Annotated in this window: 22 protein-coding genes; 16 read left to right on the forward strand and 6 right to left on the reverse strand. The window is 71.1% G+C overall.

Annotation, left to right across the window (positions count from 1 at the left end; all coding sequences use genetic code 11):
• Positions 1–76: 76 nt before the first annotated feature.
• Entirely contained in the window at positions 77–3,079 is a 3,003-nt protein-coding gene (locus OID54_RS35520; protein WP_329026474.1) for an aminotransferase, read from the reverse strand.
• Between the two features lie 300 nt (positions 3,080–3,379).
• Between OID54_RS35520 and OID54_RS35525 the strand changes: the two genes are divergently transcribed.
• Complete coding sequence (locus OID54_RS35525; RefSeq protein ID WP_329026476.1) at positions 3,380–4,027, forward strand: HEAT repeat domain-containing protein; 648 nt, start codon at positions 3,380–3,382, stop codon at positions 4,025–4,027.
• Positions 4,028–4,033: 6 nt separating this feature from the next.
• Entirely contained in the window at positions 4,034–5,038 is a 1,005-nt protein-coding gene (locus OID54_RS35530; RefSeq protein ID WP_329026478.1) for a MerR family transcriptional regulator, read from the forward strand.
• A gap of 176 nt (positions 5,039–5,214) precedes the next feature.
• On the opposite strand, the gene OID54_RS35535 is transcribed toward OID54_RS35530, so the two are convergent.
• From OID54_RS35535 to OID54_RS35545, 3 genes are all read right to left on the reverse strand, one after another.
• Positions 5,215–6,123: a TIGR04222 domain-containing membrane protein gene (locus OID54_RS35535; RefSeq protein ID WP_329026479.1), complete on the reverse strand. Its 909-nt coding sequence runs from the start codon at positions 6,121–6,123 to the stop codon at positions 5,215–5,217.
• Between the two features lie 191 nt (positions 6,124–6,314).
• The gene (locus OID54_RS35540; protein WP_329026481.1) at positions 6,315–7,160 is read right to left on the reverse strand and encodes a class I SAM-dependent methyltransferase; all 846 of its coding nucleotides are present in this window, start codon (positions 7,158–7,160) and stop codon (positions 6,315–6,317) included.
• 166 nt (positions 7,161–7,326) lie between these two features.
• Positions 7,327–8,556 carry a hypothetical protein gene (locus OID54_RS35545; protein WP_329026483.1) on the reverse strand — a complete coding sequence of 410 codons (1,230 nt, stop codon included), beginning with the start codon at positions 8,554–8,556 and terminating at the stop codon, positions 7,327–7,329.
• A gap of 81 nt (positions 8,557–8,637) precedes the next feature.
• Between OID54_RS35545 and OID54_RS35550 the strand changes: the two genes are divergently transcribed.
• The 11 genes from OID54_RS35550 to OID54_RS35600 all read left to right on the forward strand — a co-directional run bounded on the left by OID54_RS35550 (position 8,638) and on the right by OID54_RS35600 (position 21,576).
• Entirely contained in the window at positions 8,638–9,624 is a 987-nt protein-coding gene (locus tag OID54_RS35550) for an ABC transporter substrate-binding protein (RefSeq protein ID WP_329026485.1), read from the forward strand.
• Between the two features lie 59 nt (positions 9,625–9,683).
• Positions 9,684–10,631: a FecCD family ABC transporter permease gene (locus OID54_RS35555; protein ID WP_329027978.1), complete on the forward strand. Its 948-nt coding sequence runs from the start codon at positions 9,684–9,686 to the stop codon at positions 10,629–10,631.
• Complete coding sequence (locus OID54_RS35560) at positions 10,628–11,686, forward strand: FecCD family ABC transporter permease (protein ID WP_329026487.1); 1,059 nt, start codon at positions 10,628–10,630, stop codon at positions 11,684–11,686. Before OID54_RS35555 ends, OID54_RS35560 begins: the two co-directional genes overlap by 4 nt.
• Positions 11,687–11,769: 83 nt before the next feature.
• Positions 11,770–12,648 carry an ABC transporter ATP-binding protein gene (locus tag OID54_RS35565; protein ID WP_329026489.1) on the forward strand — a complete coding sequence of 293 codons (879 nt, stop codon included), beginning with the start codon at positions 11,770–11,772 and terminating at the stop codon, positions 12,646–12,648.
• Between the two features lie 58 nt (positions 12,649–12,706).
• Entirely contained in the window at positions 12,707–12,853 is a 147-nt protein-coding gene (gene amiA, locus OID54_RS35570) for a streptamidine family RiPP (RefSeq protein ID WP_329026490.1), read from the forward strand.
• Positions 12,854–12,932: 79 nt separating this feature from the next.
• Positions 12,933–13,775 carry a hypothetical protein gene (locus tag OID54_RS35575; protein WP_329026492.1) on the forward strand — a complete coding sequence of 281 codons (843 nt, stop codon included), beginning with the start codon at positions 12,933–12,935 and terminating at the stop codon, positions 13,773–13,775.
• Positions 13,776–13,795: 20 nt separating this feature from the next.
• Positions 13,796–15,280, forward strand: a complete 1,485-nt coding sequence (locus OID54_RS35580; RefSeq protein ID WP_329027979.1) for a CocE/NonD family hydrolase — start codon at positions 13,796–13,798, stop codon at positions 15,278–15,280.
• Positions 15,271–16,647, forward strand: coding sequence for a YcaO-like family protein (locus OID54_RS35585; RefSeq protein ID WP_329027981.1), 1,377 nt, complete (start codon positions 15,271–15,273; stop codon positions 16,645–16,647). The genes OID54_RS35580 and OID54_RS35585 overlap by 10 nt, the downstream gene beginning before the upstream one ends.
• Positions 16,644–17,987 carry a nitroreductase family protein gene (locus tag OID54_RS35590; protein ID WP_329026494.1) on the forward strand — a complete coding sequence of 448 codons (1,344 nt, stop codon included), beginning with the start codon at positions 16,644–16,646 and terminating at the stop codon, positions 17,985–17,987. The genes OID54_RS35585 and OID54_RS35590 overlap by 4 nt, the downstream gene beginning before the upstream one ends.
• The gene (locus tag OID54_RS35595) at positions 17,984–19,792 is read left to right on the forward strand and encodes an ABC transporter ATP-binding protein/permease (protein ID WP_329026496.1); all 1,809 of its coding nucleotides are present in this window, start codon (positions 17,984–17,986) and stop codon (positions 19,790–19,792) included. The genes OID54_RS35590 and OID54_RS35595 overlap by 4 nt, the downstream gene beginning before the upstream one ends.
• The gene (locus OID54_RS35600; protein ID WP_329026497.1) at positions 19,789–21,576 is read left to right on the forward strand and encodes an ABC transporter ATP-binding protein; all 1,788 of its coding nucleotides are present in this window, start codon (positions 19,789–19,791) and stop codon (positions 21,574–21,576) included. The genes OID54_RS35595 and OID54_RS35600 overlap by 4 nt, the downstream gene beginning before the upstream one ends.
• 257 nt (positions 21,577–21,833) lie before the next feature.
• Here OID54_RS35600 and rpsN read toward each other — a convergent pair whose 3' ends face one another.
• Positions 21,834–22,139 carry a 30S ribosomal protein S14 gene (rpsN, locus tag OID54_RS35605; protein ID WP_329026499.1) on the reverse strand — a complete coding sequence of 102 codons (306 nt, stop codon included), beginning with the start codon at positions 22,137–22,139 and terminating at the stop codon, positions 21,834–21,836.
• Positions 22,139–22,375 (reverse strand): 50S ribosomal protein L28, encoded by a 237-nt coding sequence (gene rpmB, locus OID54_RS35610; protein WP_329026501.1) that lies wholly within the window; start codon positions 22,373–22,375, stop codon positions 22,139–22,141. Before rpmB ends, rpsN begins: the two co-directional genes overlap by 1 nt.
• A gap of 81 nt (positions 22,376–22,456) precedes the next feature.
• Here rpmB and rpmG point away from each other — a divergent pair, with 81 nt between their 5' ends.
• From rpmG to OID54_RS35625, 3 genes are read left to right on the forward strand one after another with little or no spacing between them, the layout of a single operon-like run.
• Positions 22,457–22,621, forward strand: coding sequence for a 50S ribosomal protein L33 (gene rpmG / locus OID54_RS35615; RefSeq protein WP_329026503.1), 165 nt, complete (start codon positions 22,457–22,459; stop codon positions 22,619–22,621).
• Positions 22,622–22,655: 34 nt separating this feature from the next.
• Entirely contained in the window at positions 22,656–22,910 is a 255-nt protein-coding gene (locus OID54_RS35620) for a type B 50S ribosomal protein L31 (RefSeq protein WP_329026505.1), read from the forward strand.
• A complete protein-coding gene (locus OID54_RS35625) occupies positions 22,910–24,097 on the forward strand; it encodes a CobW family GTP-binding protein (RefSeq protein ID WP_329026507.1) in 1,188 nt (395 codons plus the stop codon). The genes OID54_RS35620 and OID54_RS35625 overlap by 1 nt, the downstream gene beginning before the upstream one ends.
• Positions 24,098–24,169: the final 72 nt, after the last annotated feature.

The following is a 24,169-nucleotide window of genomic DNA, read 5'->3' on the forward strand; positions in this document are numbered from 1 at the left end:
ATGCCCGCCCGGTCCTTCACCCGGACCCCGGGCGCGTGCGGCCGAAGGAGGCCATTCCGTGGTCGAACCGTCATGATCACCACCCGTGGGAGAGGACGTCGTCGAGTGCGGACAGGAACACATCAGCGCTCCGGTCGGTCAGACACATCGGAGGTTTGATCTTCAGGACGCACTGGCGGTCCGAGGTCGGTTGGACGATCGCTCCCAACTCGCGCAGCCGTTCACAGATGGCCGCGGTCTCCTCGGTGGCCGGCTCCAGGGTGACGCGGTCGCGCACGAACTCCACGCCGAGATAGAGGCCGTTGCCGTGCACGGCACCGATCAGCGGATGCCGCTCGGCGAGCGCCTCCAGACCCGCCTTGAGATATGCGCCCACCGTGCTGGCGTTCTCCCGTAGACCTTCGTCGCGCAGGACATCCAGCACGGTCAGACCGACCGTGGAGCTGACCGGGCTGCCGCCCGCCGAGGCGAAGAAGTAGCCCTGTGAGCGATAGGCGTCCGCGATCCCCCGACGGGTGATCACCGCACCGAGCGGATGTCCGTTGCCCATCGACTTGGCGATCGTCACGATGTCCGGGACGACACCCTGCTGCTCGAACCCCCAGAACCAGGTGCCGAGCCGCCCGTAGCCGACCTGCACCTCGTCCGCGATGCACAGTCCCCCAGCCGCTCGGGTCGCCGCGTACACCTGTTCCAGATAGCCGTCCGGGAGCGCCATGCCCCCGGCATTGCCGTAGTACGCCTCAGCCACGAACGCGGCCGGAGCCCGCCCGGAGCGGGCCAACTCTGCGATGGCCTCGGCCGCCTCCGGTCCGTACCGGTGGGCCTGCGTCCCCCGGTGCCGACCGCGGTAGGAGTTGGGAGCCGGCACCGTGTGCACCCAGGAGGGCCGTGACACCAGGGCGTTGGGGTTGTCCGCGATGGAGGTGGAGACGGCATCACTGGCGAAGGTCCACCCGTGGTACGCCTCGCCGACCGCGACGACGTCCTGCCGTTCGGTGGCCGCCCAGGCGAGCCGCAGTGCCAGATCGACCGCCTCGGAGCCGCTGTTCACCAGGAACACCGTGTCCAGCTCGGGAGGCAGCAACTCCGCGAGGCGCTCGGACAGTTCGACGACGGAACCGTAGTGGAACCGGGAGTTGGTGTTGAGGCGCTGCCACTGTCGGTGCACCGCGTCACTCAGCACGGGATGGCCGTGTCCCAGCACCGTGACGTTGTTGAGCATGTCCAGATAGGTGCGGGCCTCGGTGTCGACCAGATGGTGCCGCCAGCCGCGCTCGATCCGGGGCGGTTCGAGATAGTAGTGCTCCTGGACCCTGGCGAACGCGCGGTCGCGGCGGAGCAGCAACTCCGCGGCGCTCTCGCCCGGTACCGCTCCGGCGCTTACCCCGCAGTCCGGGGCCGGGTCAGCAACCAGCAGCCGGGTCGGGTCGGGGCAGACGGCCAGCCATCCCGCCGCCAGGTCCGCGCTGACGAAACGCGGCGGCACGACGGCGCTTTCCAGCTGGGAGAGTTGGATCCACAAACCGTCCCCGTTCCCCGCACCGGGGACGGTACCCAGTGGCTGGCCCGCGACCACCGGGCCGCGCTCGACGGTGGCGTCCACCCCGTCCAGGAACAACGCCGGGCCATCGTCCCGGGTGAGTGTCAGCGCCCGCCCCGCGCCCGGGACGACCGTACCCGCCCAGGGAGCGTGGACGACCGCGCTCGACCGGGGGTGCAACTCGACTCCCAGCGCAAGAGTGGCCGTGCTCGTGGTGACGTCGGTCCGGGCCCGGGTGAGTCGGTGCTCACCGTGGGCGGTCCGAACGGCCCGGGCCGATGGGTGTTCGGCCAGGGTGTGCGCCACGAGCTCCGACTCGATGCCCTCCGAGAGCCACCGACCCGAGTGGAGCGCATCATTGTGCACCGAGAGGTCCACGACGGCGAGGCGCACCGATTGTTCTTCGTACCCCGGAGCATGGCCGTCGGACGCCCACAGCACGGAGTGCTGGTCATGCGCTCGGGCAAGCCGCCCGGCTTCTGTGGCGGATTGTTCGAGCTCATGACACAGCTGTGCCGTCATCACCTCGACCGGTTGGGACGTGGCCATCTCGAACATTGCCCACTCGCGCTCCAGCGCGGCAGCCGCGTACGCATTGCCCGGGTCGTGCTGTACGTCGTACCGTCCGCTGGCCACGAGCACGCTCGCCCGCAGCACGATCAGGGGCCACAACACCGCCGTCTCATCGGGGCCGAGGGGCCGGACGGTGTGGAAGGCCCGTACAGCAGGGAGTACGGAGGCGGGGGACGCGCCGTGGTGGTGCAGGATCGACGTACAGGTGACGGCGAGCTCAGCCACGGTCCAACCGTACGAGAGGTCACCGAAGTCGATCACTCCCGCGGGCAGCGGTCGGCCGTCCCGCTGCCGGTCGAACACCACATTGTTGTCGGTGACATCACCGTGGATCATCTGCACGGGCAGACGGTCCGCCACCGCCGCGACCACTCGATGGGCGCCGAGGGCGGCGCGGAGCACCCGTTGGGCGTCCTTCGCCTCGCTCATGTGTGGCGCGAGTGATTCCACCACTTCGAGGGCGTTGCGCAGGTCCCACATCGTCGATGGAACGATCCCCACCGGAGTGAACCCGGCCAGCCCTGCCGTGATGCGCCCTGACAACTCGCCGAGTCGGGCGATGACGTGAGGTGCGAGATAGCGACTGTCCATGATCGGCTCGCCGTCGACATAGTCGAACAGTCGGCAGTGCAGCTCGCCGCTCTCCGTCCGCAGTGGTTGCAGGTACTCCCCGTCCGTGCCGCGCCGAGCACGGGGCAGCCGTAGGCCCGGGGCAGTGGTCGTCAGATGCTCGACCGCCTGACACTGGGCGCGCAGCGCGTCCGGACCGGTGGCGGGGTTCGACACCTTCAGTACGTAGCTCTCGCCGGATTCCGGCTGAACCCGAAAGTTGCGGTCCTGCTGGCTGCCCAGATCCCGGACCGTTCCGCTGACCCCGAACCGCTTCGACAACACGTCCAGCACGGCCTTCTGGGGGACACCGGGCGTCGGCCCTACGCACCAGTCGGCAGCGGATGCGCTCATGGGGTGGTCCCTCTCTTCCATGCCGGAACGTTCCGGCAGACGGTAGTGACCGTCTCCAGCGGTGTCAATGGTCTGGGATCGCCCTTGTGTGTCCGGCATGTGCGGTGTTCTCTGCGGCCGGCCCGGGCGCCGATCATCGGGTGCGGGCGTGCGCTCCCCGGCTTGACCTTGTCACGGTGACAACGTCTTCACTGTGTCAAGGAGGTGGTCGCCCTGAACAGGCCGGCGCAGCACACAGACCCAGGCACAGTCACAGGAGCACGAGCAGGAAAAGACACCGACACAGGTACCGACACGAACATGGTTCGAGCTCTTCGGGGGCTGGAGGACGGTGACTCGTCGGTGCGGCTGCGGGCGGCACTGGCGGTCGGCACAACCCCTGACGAGCGGTTCATCGGCAAGCTCATCGAGCGATCTGCGATCGAGCCCGAGTTTTACGTGCGCGACATGCTCACCTGGGCACTCACCCGCCACCCAGTATCGGTCACCATGCCGAGACTGCTCCAGGAAGTCCATTCGGACCGGGTGCAAGCACGCAGCCAGGCACTGCACACACTGTCCAAGATCGGGGACAACCGGGCGTGGCCGGCGATCACCCGTGCGCTTCTGTCCGACGCCGACGACGAGGTGGCACGGAGTGCTTGGCGGGCGGCGGTGGTACTGGTACCGGAGGGCGAAGCACCGGAGTTGGCAGTAATGTTGTCGACCCAGCTGGGGCGGGGCGCACGGGAGACACAGCTCAGCCTCAGTCGGGCGCTGATCGCACTCGGCGAGGTGATCATGCCGATGCTGCGCTCGGCGGCGGAGCAGGATCGCGACCCTCGCGTGCGGGCGCACGCGCTGGCCACGGAACGACTGTTGCGCGACCCGGACGCAGGGTTCAAGTTCGCGATTGGGGAGGCGAAGCGCGTGGTGGCCCTCGGCAGCACCACCGGCCAGGAGGGATGATGGACCGTGTTGATCGGTGATGTGGCACGGCGGTCCGGGGTCAGCGCCCGCATGCTCAGGCACTATGAATCGTTCGGCCTGGTGCGGCCCACGGGTCGTACCGAAGGCGGCTATCGGGAGTACTCCGGCGAGGACATCCGACGCATCTTCCACATCGAGAGCCTTCGATCATTGGGACTGTCATTGCGGGAGGTCAAGCGCGCCCTCGATGATCCCGCCTTCACCCCTTTGGAACTCGTCGACGACCTCATCCGGCAGACGCGCGAACGCATCGAACAGGAGACGGAGCTGCTCATGCGCCTCCGTCAGGTCGGTGCCGTGGAACCCGCCGGTTGGGAGGACGTCCTCCAGATCGTTGGACTCCTTCGGGCGTTGGCGTCGAAGAGTGCCGGAAAACGCCAGAGCGCGGCCCTGTTCTCGGCAGAAGAGACCGTGGTGCCCGTGGAGGCGCTGGTCGAGGCGGTGCTGAGCGAGTCCGATCCCCATGTAGCCGGCGCCCTTCGATGGGCCTTGGCACAAGCGGGCGACGGTGTGGCCGAGCTACTGGCGGAGGGCCTTGACTCACCGACGGCCGAGGTGCGCAAGCGCGCCGTCCAGTCCATCGCCGAGGTGACGAACGGTGGGGCGACCGCAGCGCTGCGGAATGCTCTCACCAACTCCGACATCGTGGTGCGTAGATGTGCAGCTCTGGCACTCGGGCCACGTGGTGTGGCCGACGCGGTCCCGGTTCTCATCGACATGGTGGTCGAGGAACAGAGCGATGTGGAGGCAGCCGATGCGCTGGCTGCGTTGGCGAGTCACCCCGCGTTGGCGGACCGGATCGCCACCGAGCTCGTTGAGCGCCTCGCTCACGGTGCCGCTGATGCGTCCGCGCGTCGACGCCTGGCCGAGGCCCTCGCGGACATCCCGGGAAGTGTGGCGGCACGGTCCCTCGCAGAGCTCTCGCAGGACGAGGATCGAGCCGTCGCGCTCACCGCGGCCTATGTACTGAGGTTGCGCGACACGCGATAGCGGTCTTCGCTGAGGTGCTGGGCAGGCGGCCCGATGGTGGCAGGTCATCCCCGGGCCCGGTTGTTGTTCATCCCGGGCCCCGGGGATCTGCCCACCACGCAGTGCAGTGCCACCGGGGCAGCGCAGGGAGGCACCTGTCCGCTGTGGCAACCCGTACGCCATGCGTCCCGTATGACTCAGAAGCCTCCCAGGCCACCGAGGGAGGGTGGGTCGCTGATCACGATTTCGGGCTCCCGAGGTCTCTCCTGCGGCGGGGGTGAGGGTGCGGGCGGAGGGTTCAACGGGTGCTTCTTCGCCAGTGCGCTACGACCGCGCCACGCCACCTCCCGGGCGAGCCGAGCATCCGTAGTCGTGAGCCATGCGTCGTTCAGCACGGCTTGCAGCATCTTGTGCCCGTGTTCCGAGACATGCTCACGGGAGTGGTACCGGTAGTGCTGGCGACGGGTGTGCCCGGCCCACATCAGGAGCGGGTAGAGCAGTAGCGGGAGGTAGGAGTCCGTCGCATAGGCCACCACCGCTCCTGCCACGGCCAGATACCCCACCCACCACCATGCCGTGTCGAGATGGGCGTGTGCCTGTTTCCAGCGCAGAACGGCGGGCTGGCCTGGGAGGACACCCGGCGGAAGGCCGGCGTCACAGAGCAGTCCGTCCCGCATGAGTCGCTCGCGCAGGGCGTCGATGCGAGGATCATCGGTCGGGGGATGGATCGGCCACTCGAACATGCCGTCCCCTCCCACGGTCGCCGCGAGGGCTTCCAGCGCCATGGCCTCCATGTCGTCCTGCGGCGCCGGTCCGGGCGTCTCGACGGCGATGCGGTGCGCCGGCTTCTTCTTCTTCTTCTTCTTGACCACCAACCGTCCCTCGGCATGCATCAGTACCATCGCCGTCTCGATGAGTCGACGCGGACCGAGCTTGAGGTACGCCACTTCGTAGGGATCGAGGCCGACATCCGGCGTACGTGGGGGCGGAGCGGAGGACCGGAGGTCCCGGTCTGCGCGGCGCAGCGGTGCCTCGGTCATGGCCACCACCACAAGTGCCAACAGGACCAGGGCGCACCCGAGTTCGTTGCCTAACACGGTCCCCATCCGTTCCCCCGACTCAGCTCGACGACCAGCTTGACGACCAACTCCCGAGGCGTACCCGCTGGCGACAGAGGGAAGCCCGGATCGGCCCTCCGCCGCACGCCGAACCAACCGAACGGAACACGCGCGTCGGATGGGAGATCTGAGGGCACGACTCGCCTTCCCTCGTCCCGGTGCAGACCGGACAGAAGGCATCAGCCGACGCCGGGGTTTCGCCAGACGACGACCTCGGTGCTCGGCTGCCGCTCGGACCACCAGCCGGACGGGGACGACGTCCGCAGCAACTGGCGCAGGTCCGACTCGAAGTCGTCCCGCCGGGTTCCGAAGAGGTGTGGGGTCGACGAGGACAGGGAGAACACCCCTGCGACCACCGAGTCCGAGGTGCGTTCCAGGGCCTGTCCGCCCGGGATGACATGGTGCTGCGGGTCCACGAGTCCCGCGCCGGCGTACACCGCGGCCTCATCGCCGGGTGTCCCCTTCGGAAGCACGCCGCGGCCGGCGCGGCGGACCGGCCCCAAGTACCGCTTGACCAGCGTGTCGATGGCGGCGTATGGCACTGGCGGATGGGTGAATCCCTCGACGGATCGGGATTCCGTCTTGAGGTCCGAGATGTGCACCAGAGCCCCTTCGGGCCGCAGCATTCCCCTGACCGTCCTCGCCACCAGCTCGCGGTCCATCCAGTGGAAGGACTGGCCGAAGGTCGCGACGGTGAACGTGCCGAGGTCCGCGGGCAGTTCCTCGGCACGGATGGGCACCCAGATGGCTCTTCGAACCACGCCCGCAGCCCTGGCCGCGCGGCCGGCCTCGGCGATCATGTCTCGGTCCGGGTCGATCCCGACGACCTCGGCGAAGGAGTGCGCCAGCGTCAGCGCCAGGGTGCCCGGTCCGCATCCCACGTCCAGGAGGCGACCTCGTCCGTCGAGCCCCAGCACCTCGGTGAGCGAGTCCACCAGTCCGGGCGCGTAGGGGAGTCGACCGCGGGCGTAGTGGAGGGCCGCACCCGAGAACAGTGTCTCGTCCCACACCCAGTCGTCAGTCACTTCCGTGCACGTCCTTCGATGAGATCCCTGGTGGACGGCTCCGATGGTTTCACGGCCGTTGCCTGCGGCGCCGCGATCCGGTGCGCGAGCCGGGGGCGTCACCGTGGCGAGCTCCCAGCATCCGGGGAGGCGTGTGGTCCGGAGACTGCGACGGCATGCCCGAAGGTCAGCGCCCCACCGTATCCGCGTGGGCTGGGTCATCGGGGTAGAGCAGGGTCAGTCGACCGCCTTCGTCCAGCGGTGTCGGAACCGTCAAGGTGGTGCGCTGATCCGGTCGGTCCGCGTCCACGAGTTCGATCTCGCCATGACCCCCTCGGGTGACGGCGATGAGTGAACCGGCGGGGGAAGCGGCAATGGCCCTGCGCTGGACGCCGTCCCAGGGTGTTGTGCCCTGCTGTGGCGCGCCCGACATCGCAGGCAGGGCGATTCGTGCGCTGATCCGGGGGGACTGTCCTGGCTCGACCAACACCAGTTCGTCGCCGTCGGGATGGACCCGGGCATAGGCGATGTGCCGGGCGGCGACAGCCAGCCGAAAGACCAGCCCAGGGCCGAGCGGCAGCCGACCGGTGCGGCCCGAGTCGAGGTGGTGCCACCAGGCGTCGTTGTCCCACCGGTGCCACTGGTCCGGCTCGGGCGGACCGCTGCGGATGCCGGACCAGAGCAGCCGTCGGGCTGGATCGAGTCGCAGATAGTATCCGCGACCAGGTCCGATCCAGGGGAGAGGGGCTTCCGGCACCAGATCGGCACCCTGGTAGCGCACCCGGTGGACGCCCGAGCCCGCCGCCGCGAACAGGCGCCGGGTGTGCGGGTCATGGGCGTCGCCGTGCCCGTCGTCGTCCGGTAGGGAGAGGGTCGATCGCGGCTCGGGACGCGGGCAACCGGGCGTGGCGCCCAGTACATCGGTGTGACGGTACGCGGCCAGCAGTCCCGGCTCCCGGTGGCGCAGCACGATCAGTGGGTCCTCGGAGCCGGTGAGTGTGACGCCGGGCTCGCCCGTGCGCGCTCGAAAGCGCACCGCGTCCGGTCGACCGGGCGGCCTGAGGTCGACCGCGGTCACGAGGTCCGACCATGCCTCTGCGTGGTGGCCGAGTCCGGTGGTGACGGCGAGGCGACTGCCGGTCGGATCGGCCGCTAGGTGCTCGGCTGGCACGGCGACCGGCACCGTCGTTTCGATCAGTGGTCGTCCGTGGGCCGGGCCGTACGGGTCCAGGACGATCAGTTCGCCCGCCCGGTCGTCGACGAAGGCCGTGCGGCTTCGGGGGAGGGCGAGGAAGCCGGCGTGTTCGGCGAGATGGCGTCCGTCGACGACCGAACTCTGCTGGCCGTCGGGCAGGTTGAGGACCCTCAACGATCCGGCGACCTGGTCGGCGACGACCAGGAGCGGGGACAGGGACACGGAAGACCTCCACATCGGCTTTTTGGTAATGATTATCATGTGGCACTATCGCACTCATCGACAAGAAGCCCGGGGGGACCCATGCTCCGTAGAACATCACTCACCGTGCGCAGGCTGGCACTGGCCGCTGTTGCGGCCGTGGCACTCGCCGGCTGCAACACCACCACCGAACCAGCGACAGACGGCAAAGCGGACAGTGGATCGAAGACCGAGGTCACGGTCCGCCCCATCGAAGCCGCCCGCAGTGTGACCGATGCGCGCGGTGTCACCGTGACCACACCGGAACCGCCGCAACGCATCGTCTGCCTCGTCGCACTCTGCGACGACATGCTGACCGAGTTGGGCATGACGCCCACCGCCAGCAACTCCCGCCTCCTCGCCCACGACAAGTTCCTCGGGCCGGCCAAGGCCGCCCAAGTACCCGTGGTGCCCGGCGGGTTCCTCAGCCCCGAGGTGGAGGCGGTCCTCTCCTTCAAGCCCGACCTGGTTATCGGTCTGAAGGACACCCACGGCAAACTCGCACCTGCGCTCAAGGGCGCGACCGTCTTCTGGCCGGTACAGCCCGAGACCTGGCAGCACAGCGTGGGATACCTGCGCGATCTGGCCGCGCTCACCGGACGCACCGCACAGGGGGAGAAGGCTGAGGGGGCATTCCGGCAACGGCTCGCCACCGCGGAGGCCGACCCCAGCGAACGGACCGCCCTCGTGATGTACGGCAACGACGAGAACTTCGGTGTCGCCGCCCCCGGTTCCGATGTCACCGCCGGTCTCTTCCCGAGGATCACCCGGTATCCGTGGGAGAGCCGGGGGATCGAAGGGACCTACAGCATGGAGGAGATCCTCGCCAAGGACGTCGACGTCCTGTTCGTCGAGACGCTCTCCTTCGGCGGCCCCGCTAAGGCCGGGGAGCGGCTCTCCGACAAGCTCGCCAAGAACCCCCTCTGGTCACGCATCCCCGCGGTGAAGAACGGCAAGGTCATCGAGGTCGACCCCGAGGTATGGGCCAAGGGCCGTGGCACACGGTCGTTGGGCATCGTCCTCGACGAGGCCACGGCCGCACTGCGGTGACGGCCCCACAACCCCCGTCCCGGGCGGCCCTTCGCCCCTTGGTGCTGGTCGGGTTGCTCATGGTGGCGGCGCTGGGGACCCTGTGTCTGGGCACCCCCAGGCTGTCCCCCGCCGAGCTTCCTGCCGCGCTCGGCGGCGACGACCTCGCCGGGGTCGTCCTGACCGAACTGAGAATGCCCCGGCTCGTGCTCGCCGTCGTGGCCGGTGCCTGCCTCGGGGCGGCCGGGCTGGTCCTCCAGGAGGCGCTGCGCAACCCGCTGGCCGTACCGGAGATGCTGGGAGTGTCCTCAGGCGCCGCCCTCGGTGTGGCAGCCCCGCTCGTACTCGCCGTGACGGTTCCGGTCGTCGTCGAACCGCTTCTGGCGCTGGCCGGCGCGGTGGTGGGCGGTCTGCTCACACTGGTGGCCGGAGGGTTCGGGCGCAGCCCATCGGCTGTGCTGTTGACCGGCGCCGCCGTGACCGCTGCACTCCAGGCCGGGCTGCTCGTCCTGATGGTGCTCGCGGACCAACTCGACCTCCAGCTCATCTACCGCTATCTGCTGGGCAGTCTGGCATCGCGCACCTGGGACGATGTCACGGGGCTGTGGCCCTGGCTGGTCGTGGCAGTGCCGGCCCTCGTGTTGTGCGCGCCCGTCCTGTCCGTCCTGCGCCTCGGCGATGACGAGGCGCGTGCCCTCGGTGTGCGGGTGCGGTGGGCGCGGCTCGCGGCCCTCGCCATCTCCATCCTTCTCATCGCGCCCGTGGTCGCCGTCTGTGGACCCGTCGCCTGGGTCGGCTTCCTTGCACCCCACCTCGCCCGGCAGTTGGCCCCGCACACCACGTCCGTCGGTTGGCTGCCGTGGTCGGCGCTCCTCGGAGCGATCACCGTGGTGCTGGCCGACCTACCCGCACGGCTCGCCCTCGCCCCCGTGGAAACCCCGGTGGGCGCCTGGACCGCACTGTTGGGCGTGCCGGTGGGCGTGGTGCTGCTGCGCAGGGGCCGCAGGGTCGTGGAGGAGAGCCGATGAAGTCATCAGCGCCTTCGGTACGCCCTTCTCTCCTTCGTTCACTTCCGGCCGCTGTCGGGCTGGGCGTACTCGGTCTGCTCGTTGTGGTCGCCGGGTTGGCAGGGCTGGTCTCCGGCCGGGCGGTCGACCTCCCCGTGGTGCGGGAGGTGCTGTCGGGCGGTGGTGATGCCACCGCCCGACACGTCGTCCTCCAACTCAGGCTGCCACGCGCCCTCGTGGCCCTGGGCGCGGGTGCGGCACTTGGCCTGGCGGGTGCCGTCCTCCAGTCCGCGCTGCGCAATCCACTGGCCGGCCCGGAGGTCACCGGGGTCACCCCGGGCGCGGTGCTCGGTGCCGTCGCCGCCACCGGCCTGGGGCTCGCGGGTTGGGAGGATCCCGCCGCGGTGGTGGTCGCGGCCTGTATCGGTGGTTTCGCCGGCGCCGGGCTGCTGTGGCTGCTCGCCGGACGGGAGCAGGGGGACCCGGTCCACACCGCGGTGTACGGCGTTCTCGCCTCGGCGGTGCTCTCCGGGCTCACGGCGATGATCCTCCTGGTCGCACCGGGGGAGTTGGGCAGCATCGTGCAGTGGCTGGTCGGATCGACCGAGGGGCGGGTCTGGGAACACTGGCACCTGCTCTGGCCCTGGACCCTCCTTTGGGGTCTCTGCGCCTTTGCGCTCGCCGCTCCGCTCACATTGCTGCGCTGCGGCGATGAACAGGCCGCAGCAGCTGGGCTCGCGACGGGTAGGGCCCGCGCTGCCGCCCTGGTGTGCGCGGTGGCCCTGACCGCCGGTGCGGTTCCCGCCGTGGGCGCGCTTGGATTCGTCGGTCTTCTCGTCCCTCACCTGGCGTTCGCCCTGTTCGGAGCCGATCTGCGGAGCGCGCTGCCCGGCGCTGCGCTGTTGGGCGCCCTGGTGGTCGGTGGTGCGGACGCGGGAGCCCAATGGCTCTCCCGGGTGCTGGCCGAGGTGTTGGGCTCGGACCGGCTGAGCATTCCGGTGGGCGCATTGACCACGGCCGTCGGTGCCGCCCTGCTGCTGGTCGTGGCCCGCCGTACCGCAGGGGTGCAGGAGTGATCCCCCCACCAGGGCCCGCAGGGGCGCGGGGCGATGTGAGCGTGTCGAAGGCGGCGATCCGGCGGCCGGGTGAGGAGGAAGCCATGACCACGAAGGACTCCGATGCGGTACGGGAGGGAAGGGCTGAGGTGATCGACAGCGGCAGGGTACGGGCCGAAGGTCTGCGCTTCGGATACCCGGGCCGTGAGGTGCTGTGCGGTGTCGACCTCGATGTGGCGGCCGGTGAACTGGTCGCCCTGATCGGCCTCAACGGCTGTGGCAAGAGCACCCTGCTGCGGCTGTGCGCCGGGCTGTTGCGGCCCGCATCGGGGACGGTGCGGATCGACGGCGCGGACGTCGGTCGGCTCTCCCGACGGGCCACGGCCCGACGGGTGGCCCTGCTCCATCAGTCGGCACCACCGGTCCCCGGTATGACAGTGCGTCAGCTCGTGCGGCAGGGGCGCTACGCGGCCCGTGGTCCGCTCGGCATGCTGCGCGATGCGGACGATGCGGTGTGCGCACGAGCCATGGCGGACATGGGGGTGACTTCCTGGGCCGAGCGACCGGTGGACGCCCTGTCGGGCGGTGAGCGTCAACGGGTGCGGTTGGCGATGGCACTGGCGCAGGACACCAGGGTCCTGCTGCTCGACGAGCCGACGACCTATCTCGACCTCCGACATCAGTTGGAGGTGATGGAGATGGTGGTTCGGCTGCGCGAGGAGCGAGGTCTGACCGTGGTCATGGTCCTGCACGACCTCGGCCATGCGGCCCGCTACGCCGACCGGATCGTGGCGTTGCGGGATGGTCTGGTGGTGGCGGACGGCGCTCCTGGGGCGGTGGTGACACCACGCCTGCTGGCCGATGCGCTGGGCGTGTCCGGTCGGGTCGGGATCGACCCGGTGGGCGGCTGGCCGGTGTGTTACCCGGATCACCCTCTGCGATCCGAGCATTCAGTCTTGAAAAATGACAATCATTTTCACTAAGATGTTCGACATGGCAACGACCGTTGCTGCAAACACTGATGTATCGGAGGCTCAAACCATGGAGCAGCACCAGGTGTTCACGCCGATCGCAGAGCCGGGCCAGCTCGCCCACCAGTCGGCCACCCACTCCAACGCCCTCGTGGAGAACCCGTTCGACGACCTGAACACGGACTCGGGCGCGACCGACACCCACGGCGACAAGTAGGTCCTGCGAGCGGGCCCGTCCGGCGCACCAACCGGGCGGGCCCGTTCCGTTCCGTCCCCTCCCGTTCAGGAGACACACCGTGGCCACTGCCCCACGACTCGCCCCCGGCACCACCCTCGTCACCGTCCCCGGGCGGGGGCTCGCCCTGCGCACACCCGACGGTGACTTCCTCCACGTCGACACCGCCGCCACCGATCCGCAGGCGCTGACGGCCGCGCTCACCACGGGCGTGGCCGACCCCGATCCCGAACTCGACCGGCTCATCACGGCGTTCGAGCGAGCCGGGTACGCACGGCCCTCCAACACGGAACCCGTCGGACGGATCGCCGGCCGCACCGTTCTGCTGCTCGGAGACCCCCAACTCCTCGCCCCGCTCGACCGATTCGTCCGGGCCGAAGGCGGGCAGCCGCGCTCAGCGGCCCCCGCCGAACTCGCCGCACTGGGCCGCGGCCCCCGACGACCCCGTACCGCCGTCGTCTGGTGCCTCGACACTCCGGTCCCGCCCGGACTGTGGGACGAGGCCGACCACCTGCCCGCACGGGGGACCGCCTGGCTGCGCTGCCATCGCGAGGGGGCCCAGGTCTGGCTGGAACCGCTGGCCGACCGGCCGGGCGACGTCACCGCAGCACATGTCAGACGGCGCCGCCTCGCCGCCACCCCCGCCCACCGTGAGTTGGACGCCTACTGGCAGGGGCTGCGGACCCCCGAGACCGAGTCCCTGAGCACGGCCACATCCGCGGCCCTGATCGCCTCGCTGCTGACGGCCGACCTCATCGCCTGGGCGGCCGGCGATCCCGGGTCCGATGCGCTGCCCCTGCGGCGCAGACTGCGCAGGCTCGATCTGCGCGACCTCACCGTGACGCAACACCCGGTCCTGCCGGTTCCCGATGTGGCGCCACTCCCCGCCAGGACCGGGCCGTGATCACGAGCGTGCGCGTCCTGATGGACGACGGCGCCGCACTAACGGCCGATGTCTGTCTACCCGACTCCGACGCCGGTCCCCACCCTGCCGTGTTGCTCCGCACTCCCTACGGTCGACACAACCACCGCGCCGAGTTGCGAGCCTGGGCGGCTCATGGCTTCGCCGCCGTCGCCCAGGACGTCCGCGGCCGGCACGAATCCGAAGGCGACTGGCGTCCGTACCACCGCGAGGCCGCCGACGGTGCCGTGACCCTGCGCTGGCTCCGCACCCGCAGGTGGAGCGCCGGTCCCGTCATCACGGTCGGCAGCTCCTATGCGGCCCACTGTGCCCTCACCGCCGCGCTCGACAGCGACCCGAGCGTCCGCGCCGATGCCGTCATCGCCGCGGTACCCGCGCTCGGTGCCAGCGCGACCGCCCGCGAACCCCACGGCCCGGAACGGCTGTTCTCCCGCGCCGGCTGGTGGGCCGCCCACGGCGACCGTCCCGACTCCGACCCCGACGCCCTCGACCGTGCGCTCGCCGCCGACCCCCAACTGCTGGCACACCTCCCCGTCGCCACCCTTCCCGAGCGCCTCGGACGTGCCCTGCCGTCCTGGCGCGGAGTGTGGAACGCCGAACACCCGGATCCACTGACGCCCGAGCGACTGCGGAGTGCCCGGGTGCCCCTGCTCGCCATCGGCGGCACCCGGGACCCGTTCGCCCCGGACACCCACCGCCTGTGGCAGGAGTGGGGCGGCCCAGCGCGCCTCCTGATCGGCCCCTGGGGACACGGCCTCACCGCCGACCCCGGCCCGGAGGCCCGCCCGGGCCACCGACTCAACCTCGGCCGGCTCTATGTGCAGTGGGGACGCGCCGCCCTTGTCGGAGTACTGCGGAAGGGGCACCGAGGGGCGCTCGCCCTCGGCGGCAGCCGACTGTGGTGCCGCGCCACCGACCAACACACCGAGCTCGTATGGGACGTCGGCAGTGCGGAGGGGCCACGCGTCGTGCACGGGGCCGCGTTCGTCGCCGACCCCGTACGCCCCGTGCGCTCGGACCGGCTGGACGTGCCCGACACGGGAACCCCCGACCGCTGTCTGCTGCTGACCGCCCCCCTCGCCCGTCCACTCGACCTCCTCGGGCCGGCAGCGCTCCGCCTGAACGCCGTCGCCGATGCAACGCCGGCCGACTGGGCGGTACGGATCGTCACCCTCGATCCCGCGGGCACGGCAGCCCCGCTCGCCACGGCCGTCGTACGCCGCACCGACCCGCCCGGCACTGCGGCCAGCTTCACCGTTCCGCTCGGACAACTGGCCCGTCGGCTCCCCGCCCGCACCCGGCTGCGCATCGAGATCGCGGGCCACCACTTCCCCGCACACATCCGCCAGCCGCACACCGGCGAGGACCCGGTGACCGCGACCCGTCTGCTCGCCTCGCACCGGACCGTACGACCCGACGGCAGCGCCCTCCTGCTCACCACGGGCCGCGGCCGAGGCGTCAATCCCGTACAGGAGATCTGCCGTTGAACACCCCACCACTGCCGCTGGACGCGCTCGTGGATCCCGTGTGCGGAATCGTGCGAGCCGTCGCACCCGTGGAACACCCATCAGGTGCCCCGCGCCGCTACACCGCCATGACCGCCGACGTCTGTGACGCCCGCCGTCTCGGAGCCTGGCCCGCCGACCGGGTGTCGCTCGGGACCACCTTCGGCGACCGGGCGGGCGCCGAACTCGCCGCCGTCGCCGAAGCGGTCGAACGGTACTGCGGCAACCGGCTGCCGCCCCCCGGCCACCCCGACGCGCCCCGTCGGGCCACCGCCGCCGAGCTGGCAGCCGAGGGCCTGAGCCTGTACGGCCCCGGTGAACTGCCCCGCTACGCCGAGTGGCAGTACAACCGTCCCGGCTTCCCCTACCAGCGCTTCGACACCCACACCCCGACACTCTGGGCCCGGGGCAGCGAAGAGGAACGGGAGTGCTGGGCGCCCGTCGCCCTCACCCACCTCAACTGGCGGCAGGGCGAACTGCGGACCCTGCCGCGCACCCACCATCTGAACTACGCGGGCATCGCGACCGGTCAAGGACTCGACGACGCAGTCGAACGCGGACTGCTGGAGGTCGTCGAGCGAGACGCACTCGAACTGTGGTGGCACCTCGAAGGACCCGTGCGCGGCATCGATCCCGCCAGTGTCCCCGGCCTCGATCAGGCCCTGGAAGGCTGCCCCCTCGACGTATGGATCGTGGAGATGCCATCCGAGTTCGCGCCCTGCATGGCCGCACTGGTCCACGACCCCCGACGCGGCATCCACGCCGCGGGCTTCGCCTGCCGCTACGACCCCGCCGAAGCCGCCGTCAAGGCCGTCCTGGAAGCCGTGCACACCTGGGTCTTCACCCAGGGCGCCATGGATGTCGACGGGTGGGTGTTTCGCGCGATCGACGCCGGAATGCTCGCCCGCGGCCTCTACCTCGACCACCGCGCCGACCGCCGCTACCTCGACGACTGCGGGCCCCAGTTCGAGCGGATACGCGACCTGGGCGCCCATGTCCAGGTGTGGCTCGACCCCCGGATGACTGCGTTGGCCAGCCGATTCACCGCCCCCGCCCTGGGCACCGTCGACATCGGGGACATCGCCCGGGGCACCCGCATCGCACTCGACGCCCGCCTCGCCGAAGGCGGCCATCGCGTCATCACCTTCGACCTCACCACGGAGGACGTCGCCGAAACCGCCCTGCGCGTGGCGCGGGTCCTGGTCTCCGGCCTCATTCCCAACGCTCCCGCAGCCTTCGCCTATCTGGGCTGCGACCGCTTCACCGACGCGGCCCTCACCCGGGGCTGGCGCACCGCCGCCCCGACCGGCCCGGACGACTTCACCCTCGCACCACCCCCGCACATGTGACCGCCGCCGTGACCCACGCAGACGCAACGCACTCCATCACCGCCGCCCTCACCCGAGCGCGCTCCGTCGAGCAGCCCACCGAAGGCACCCCTGCCCCGCGCCACCGACCGACCGGGCCGAGCACCACGCTCCCGCCCGAACTCGACCGCGTCCTACGACACTCCCTCGCCGCCGGCCCCGGCGGACGGCTGCGCCCCGTACCGTCCGCCGGGGCGCTGCACCCCGTCGACGCACATCTCCTCGTCGGCCCGGGCAGCGCGCTACCGGCCGGCCGCTACGCGTACCACCCGCTCACCCACCGCCTCCACCGACGCGGCCCGGCGCCCTCCACCGCGCCTCCCGGCACACTCGCCGTCCTCACCGCCACCGTCGAGCCGACCGCCGCCCACTACGGACACCGCGCCTGGCCACTGTTGCTGCTCGACATCGGGCACGCGGCAGCGGCACTCGCCCTCGGAGGCTGCCCGGCCGTATGCCTGGACGCCCCCGGCCCACTGCTGGCCGCCGCCGCCCGCCTCGACGCCACCGACGCACCGCCGCTGGCGGCCGTACGCATCACGGCCGACTGCCCAACTGACGCCCTGCTGCGCTGGGCCGTCCGCGACGCGAACGACCCAACCGACCCGACCCACCCAATCGACCCAATCGACCGAACCGACCAACCGCCGCCCGCCCGCATCCGACCCGCGCGCCACGATCGGGGCGCCGACGACCCCAACGCCGGTGAACCCGCGGACACCCACCGGATCCTGTCGGCACTCGGCCAGCGCGCCGACACCCGGCACCACTGGCAGCCGACACCATCCGTCGAGGTCCCCGAATCCGTGCTGCTCACCCGACGCAGCGCCACACCACCCCTTCTCGGAGCCCCGGACGACCGACAGTTGGTCACACTCCTGCGCGTGGCGGCGGCCGCCCACCCCGACGGCCCGTCCTGGTGCGCGGCCACCGGAGGGCCCCGACCTGCACTCGTGCACCTCGGGGACCACGGCCGACTCGAAGCCCTCGCCACCGGGGACGCCCGGCCCACCCTCGCCGTCTGGGCCGCCCGGCAGAGGTGGATCGCCACGACCGGTGCCGTGCTCCTCGCCCACGGCTGCCCCGACGACGCCCCACCCGCGCAGGTGCGCGCCCTCCACCAGATCGCGGGCTACGCCATGGGACACGCCCAACTAGCCGCCGTGTCCATGGGCCTGCGGTCCCGACCGATCGGCTCCTGGCAGCGCGCGGACCTCGGGGCAGCCATTGGCCGTGCACCCGGCCGCCACTGGGTGCTGCACGGCCTCGCCATCGGCCGCCAGCCCGACGAATGCCACGAAGGAGACGACGACCCCTCATGATGCTTCACCCCGAACTGCTGCGCGCAGCCCGCGTCGCACGCGGGCCACTCCTCGCCGCGACCGGCGTCCTGATCGCGGTGACCCTCACCCAGTTGGCGCAGGCGGTGCTGCTCGCCCTCGCCCTCGCCGACATCGCCCACGGTGACACCCATCGGCTCATCGTGCTCCTCGGTGGGGTCCTGGCCGTCGTCGTCCTGCGCGCAGCCCTCGTCCTCGTACAACGGGACCTCGCTGTACGGGCGGGCACACGGGTCCGCGTACAACTGCGGGACACGCTCCTGGAACGTCTCGGGCGGCTCGGGGGGATCGCGGGAACCGTGGCACCCGGGGAGCCCGCCCGCGCCGGAGCCCTGCGGGCCACCCTCGTCGACGGCGTCGAAGGCGTCGACGCCTATGTCTCGCGCTACCTTCCCCAGGCCCTGGTGACCTGCTGCATCCCGCCCGCGCTGCTGGTGTGCGTCACCGTCCTGGAGCCGCGGGCCGTCTTCGCGCTCGCGCCCGCGCTGCTGCTGGCCATCCTGGTGCCGCGCTGGTGGGACCGGTTGCTGAAGCGGCGCGGCGAACAGCACTGGGGAGCGTACGAAGCCCTCGCCGCCGACTACCTCGAAGCCCTCCAGTCGATGCACGTTCTCCGGTCGGCCGGTGCCGTCGGACGCACCCGCGCTACCCTCGCCCGGCGCTCGGCGACCCTGCACCGCGCCACCGTCGCCAAACTGCGTGTGTCCCTCGTCGACACCGGGCTCACCGACCTCGCCGTCCAAGGCGGCACCATCGCCGCCGTCCTCGTCGCCTGCTGGTCCGCCGCGACCGGCCGGGCCACGGCCACCGGTACCTACCTCCTGCTGATGTTGGCGTCCGAGTGCTTCCGTCCCGTACGCGACCTCTCGCGCGAATGGCACGCCGGCTATCTGGGAGTGTCCGCCGCCGACGGAATCGCCCGGCTGCGCACCGCCACCGGAGGGGCCATCGACGCCGGCACCCGCAGCGCCTACTGGCCGCTGGCACCCGACGTCCGGTTCGACGAAGTCTCCTACCATCACCCGGGCGCCGCCCGGCCGGCCCTGACCGCCGTCACCTTCACCGCCGAAGCTGGGCGCACCACCGCGATCGTCGGTCCCTCGGGTGCGGGCAAGTCCACCCTGCTCGGCACGCTCCTACGCCGACATGATCCCGACGGCGGTCAGGTGCTCATCGACGGCGTCGACACCCGCGACCTCACACTCGCCTCACTGCGGCAGGGAATCGCGGTCGTCTCCCAGGAGACGTACCTCTTCCACGGCACCATCGCGGAGAACCTCCGCATCGCCCGCCCCCAAGCCCCCGACCTAGACCTCCACACAGCCGCCCGCACGGCCGGCATCCACGACGAGATACGTCGGATGCCCCACGGCTACGACACCCTCGTCGGAGAGCGGGGCACCACCCTCTCCGGGGGCCAGCGCCAACGCCTCGCACTGGCCCGGGCACTGCTCGCCGACACACCCGTACTCGTCCTCGACGAAGCGACCAGCGCCGTCGACGAGAACCGACAGGCGCGCATCGGACAGGCCCTGCGCAACGCCGTACGGGGACGAACCTGCCTGGTCGTCGCCCACCGCCTCTCCACCGTGCGACACGCCGACCGCATCGTGGTCCTCCACGAAGGCCGGGTCGAGGCGATCGGCACGCACGACGAACTGCTCGCGACCAGCGATCTGTACGCGCGGTTGGTGACCGCCGACGGCCCTCGCGGCGGCGTGCTGCGCCCCGCTCCCGACGCGTCCACCACAGTCCCGCAACCCGTTCACCAGGGAGACGCCGCATGACCCCGTCCGCCGCTGACCGCCCGCACTCGGGCGCCCTGCGAGCGCTGCTGCCCGTCCTCGCAGCCCACCGGGCCATGACCCTGCGCACGTTCGCCGCCGCCCTGGTCGACCAGATCGCGCTCGTCGCCCTGGTCGCGCTCGCCGCGCACACGCTCGGCACCGCCGTCGTGGCGGGCACCCTGCCGGGCCCCGCCACCATCGGGCTGCTGCTCGGCCTCGTCGTGGTGCGCGCGCTGGCCACCTGGCGGGAGATGGACCTCTCCCACGACCTCGCCTACCGCGTGCTGGCCGAACTGCGGGTCCGGGTCTTCGACGGGCTCGCCCGGAGCGCACCGGCCCGGATCGACGGCCGTCGCAGCGGGGACCTCGCCGCCGCCGCACTCGGTGATGTCGAGGCGCTGGAGTTCTTCTACGCCCACGCCATCGCCCAACTGGCCTCCTCCGTCCTGGTCTTCAGCAGTGGTGCCGCAGTCCTCGCCGCCGTCGAACCATGGCTGCTGGTGGTGGTGCTGCCGCTCGCCGCACTGCTCGCCCTGACTCCACTGCTGGACGGGCGGGGCCGCACCGAGCGCGGCACCAGAACCAGGACCGCAGCCGCAGAGCTCTCCGCCGATGCCGTGGAGACCGTGGACGGGCTGCCCGAACTGCTCGCCTTCGGCGGGTTGGAGGAGCGCCGGGAGCGACTGCGCCTGCGCGGCCGGCGGCTCGGCGACGCCCAGCGTCGTGAACACACCTGGGAGGCGGGGGCGGGAGCGCTGCGCGACCTCCTCGTGGTGGGGGCGGTCGTGGCTGTGGTGGCCGTCGTCGCGGGAGCGGTCGGCGCCGGTCGGTTGGGGGGCGCTTGGGCACCGACGGCGATGGCGCTCGCTCTCGGTGTGCTGGCACCGGTCGCGGACTCGGCCGCAGCGCTGGGGCAGGCGGGTGGGCTGCGCGCCGCCGCCGCCCGGGTCGGCGCCGCGGTCCGTGCTCCCGCCGGGGCTCCTGAGCCCGTCGAACCGCGGACGCTGCCGCCCGGTCCGTTGGGGGTACGGCTACGGGGTGTCCGCTTCGACTACGGGGGCACGCGCGTCCTCGACGGCCTCGACCTGACCGTGCGCGCCGGTGAGACGATCGCCCTGGCCGGAGTGTCCGGGGCCGGCAAGTCGACCTGTGCTCATCTGCTCGCCCGATTCTGGGACCCGTCCGAAGGCGCGGTGGAACTGCTGCCCCGCGACGGGGTCCCGGTGGACCTGCGCGAACTCGCGGAGTCCGACCTCCGCCGTGCGGTGGCCGTCGTCGGCCAGGACACCCCGCTGTTCCGCGGCAGTCTGGCCGAGAACCTTCGATTGGCCGCACCGGACGCATCCGAGGGGCGGATGAGGGAAGTGGCGGCCCTGTGCGGGGTGGACCACATCGCCGCGGGGCTCCCGGACGGATACCGGAGCGCGGTGGGCGAGCGGGGCGCCACGCTCTCGGGTGGTCAGCGGGCCCGTATCGCCCTGGCCCGGGCGCTGTTGGCCGAACCTCGGCTCCTGGTCCTGGACGAGACGACCGCCCACCTCGATACAGAGGGCGATGAACAGATCGCGCACGCACTCCTCGCATCGGCTGGTGACCGTACGACGATCGTCATCGCACACCGCCCGGCCACGCTGCGGCGGGCCGACCGGATCGCGGTTCTCGCGGCTGGCCGCGTCGTGGAGGACGGGACGTGGGACACTCTCGTCTCACGGCCACAGGGCGCGCTGGGCCGGGTGCTCATCCACAGGGACACCGGCCACCACCGCAACGCGCTGACACCCTAGGGCCCGGCGAACCGTGCGGGGTTCGCCCCGGGCCGGTGGCGGACTCGCCGGTGTCGGGCTCCTGGGAATCCTGCTGTTGCGGCCATGACTCCCATGGCGGTCGCCCCCTTGAAAAGAGGGGGAGCGGCGGCCAAGGCAGAGGTGGGGGAGTACGCCGCTCGAACCTCGTTGCCGGTTCCCGGCAGTGCGCGAAGGCGTCCGACCGGACGGTCGCAGCGGGAGGAACGCCCACCGCATCGACCGTCCGGCCGCCCTGGTCACCAGGAGGACTTGGTGACCCCGGGGAGGAAGCCCGCGTGCGCCTGTTCGCGCATCCGTACGCGCGAGAGTCCGAACTTGCGCAAGTGGCCGCGTGGGCGGCCGTCCACGGCGTCACGGTTGCGCACCCGGGTCGCGCTCGCGTCCCGGGGTTGGCGCCGCAACTCCGCCACGGCTGCGCGCCGTTCGGCGTCGGAGGAGGAAAGGCGGCGGATGACCTCCTTCAACTCCGCCCGTCGGACCGCATACCGGTCGACGATCGCCTTCCGCTTCTCGTTCTGCGCGATCTTGCTCTTCTTCGCCATCAGACCTTCCCTCCTCGGGCCCGGATGCGGGCGACGGCCGCTTCGATGCCGATGCGGTCGATGGTCTTGATCGCCTTGGTACTGAGGGTGAGGCGTACCGAACGGCCCTCGCTCGGCAACCAGTACCGCTTGCGCTGGACATTGGGGTCGAACCGGCGCGAAGTGCGTCGATGGGAGTGGGAGATGGCATTGCCGAAGCCGGGTCGGGCTCCGCTCAGTTGGCAGTGTGCGGACACGGTCGACGTCACCTCGCCCTGGAAGATGTCACGGAAGGACTGCTTTTGAAAATGGAAACCATTCCCATATAGTACAGCTCCATGGCCCGCAACGAACTCCGCCCGATCATCAAACTGCGCTCGACCGCAGGGACCGGCTACACGTACGTCACCCGGAAGAACCGCCGCAACGACCCCGATCGCCTGGTCCTGCGCAAGTACGACCCGATCGCCCGCGCGCACGTCGACTTCCGCGAAGAACGCTGACCCCCGACAACCGCGCTCCCCTAGGAGGCACCTCATGAAGCCAGGCATCCACCCCGACTACCGGCCCGTCGTGTTCCGCGACCGGGCAGCCGACTACGCCTTCCTCACCCGCTCCACCATGAGCAGCGACAGGACCGTCGAGTGGGAGGACGGCAACACCTACCCCGTCGTCGACGTCGAGATCTCCCATGTGAGCCACCCCTTCTACACCGGGACCGCTCGCGTCCTGGACACTGCGGGCCGCGTCGAACGGTTCGAGCGCCGCTACGGACTGCGGGGCGCGAACTGATGGGGGAGGAACGGGCGGCGGGAGGCAACCCCCTCCCGGTCGTCATCGTCGCCGGACTGCACGCGGACGCCCGCAACGCGGTGGTGGAGGGCCTGCTGCGCTCGGTGCCGGGCAGCCTCGCCCTGCACCACGACCTGACCACGGCCGCCGAAGGCACCGTCCGGCGCGGCGTCCGCGACGCCTCGGGCGAACGGTCATCGGGCAGTACCCCGCTTGTCAACGACTGCGCCTGCTGTGCGCTGCGGCAGGACCTCATCCCCGAACTGGAGCGACTGGCCGAGGACTTCACCACCCGGCTGGCGATCGTCGAGCTCTGGGATTCGGTGGAACCCAAGGCCATGGCCGAGGTCGTGGACTCGCACGGCGGATCCGCCCTCGAACTCACCAATGTCATCACCGCGGTCGACCCGGCGCTGGTGCTGCCCTACCTCGCCAACGGGGACGATCTGGCCGAAGCCGGATTGGCAGCAGCGGCCACCGACCGACGGACGATCGGTGACACCTGGGCCCGGCAATTGGAGTACGCCCCGGTCCTCGCGCTCGTCGAGTGCGACACCCCCGACGGCCGCGAGCCTGCGGACGACGCCGACCGTGCACTGCTGACCCAACTCCACCCCACCGCTCGACAGGTTCCGGCCGGGTCGGGGGAGCTCGCCGCGCTGGCCTTCGCCGGCTTCGACGTCGAGGCCGCGGCGGCGGCCCATCACCCGGCCTGTGCCCTCCTGCCGCACGAAGCTGACGAGGCGGGCGTCAGCACCCTCGTCTGGCACCGTCGACGCCCGTTCCACTCCGAGCGTCTCTACCAGGCGCTGGAGGACCTCTGTTGTGGTGCGGCCCGTAGCAGGGGTCGCTTCTGGCTTGCCGACCGACCGAACGCCCTGCTCGCCTGGGACGCCGCCGGTGGCGCGCTCAGCGTGGAGAGCGCGGGCCCCTGGCTCGCCTCCCTACCGGATGCTGCCTGGGAACTGGTGCCGCCCGTGCGCCAGGTCGCCGCCGCACTCGACTGGCACCCCCAGCACGGAGACTGCTGTCAGCATCTCGTCTTCACTTCCCCCGGCCTTGACCGCGATGCCCTGACCCGTCTTCTGGACTCCTGTCTGTTGACCGACGACGAGTACGCCGCAGGGCCCGATGCGTGGAGACAGTTGCCGGCCGCCTTCGACGCCTTCCTCGCCCCCGTCACCTGACGGGGTGATCGAGTCCTTGCGGGGCGGACCGTGCCCCCTCCGCAACTCTCTCCGCCCGGGCTTCTTCGCGGT

The organism is Streptomyces sp. NBC_00690 (assembly GCF_036226685.1).
GTDB lineage: Bacteria > Actinomycetota > Actinomycetes > Streptomycetales > Streptomycetaceae > Streptomyces.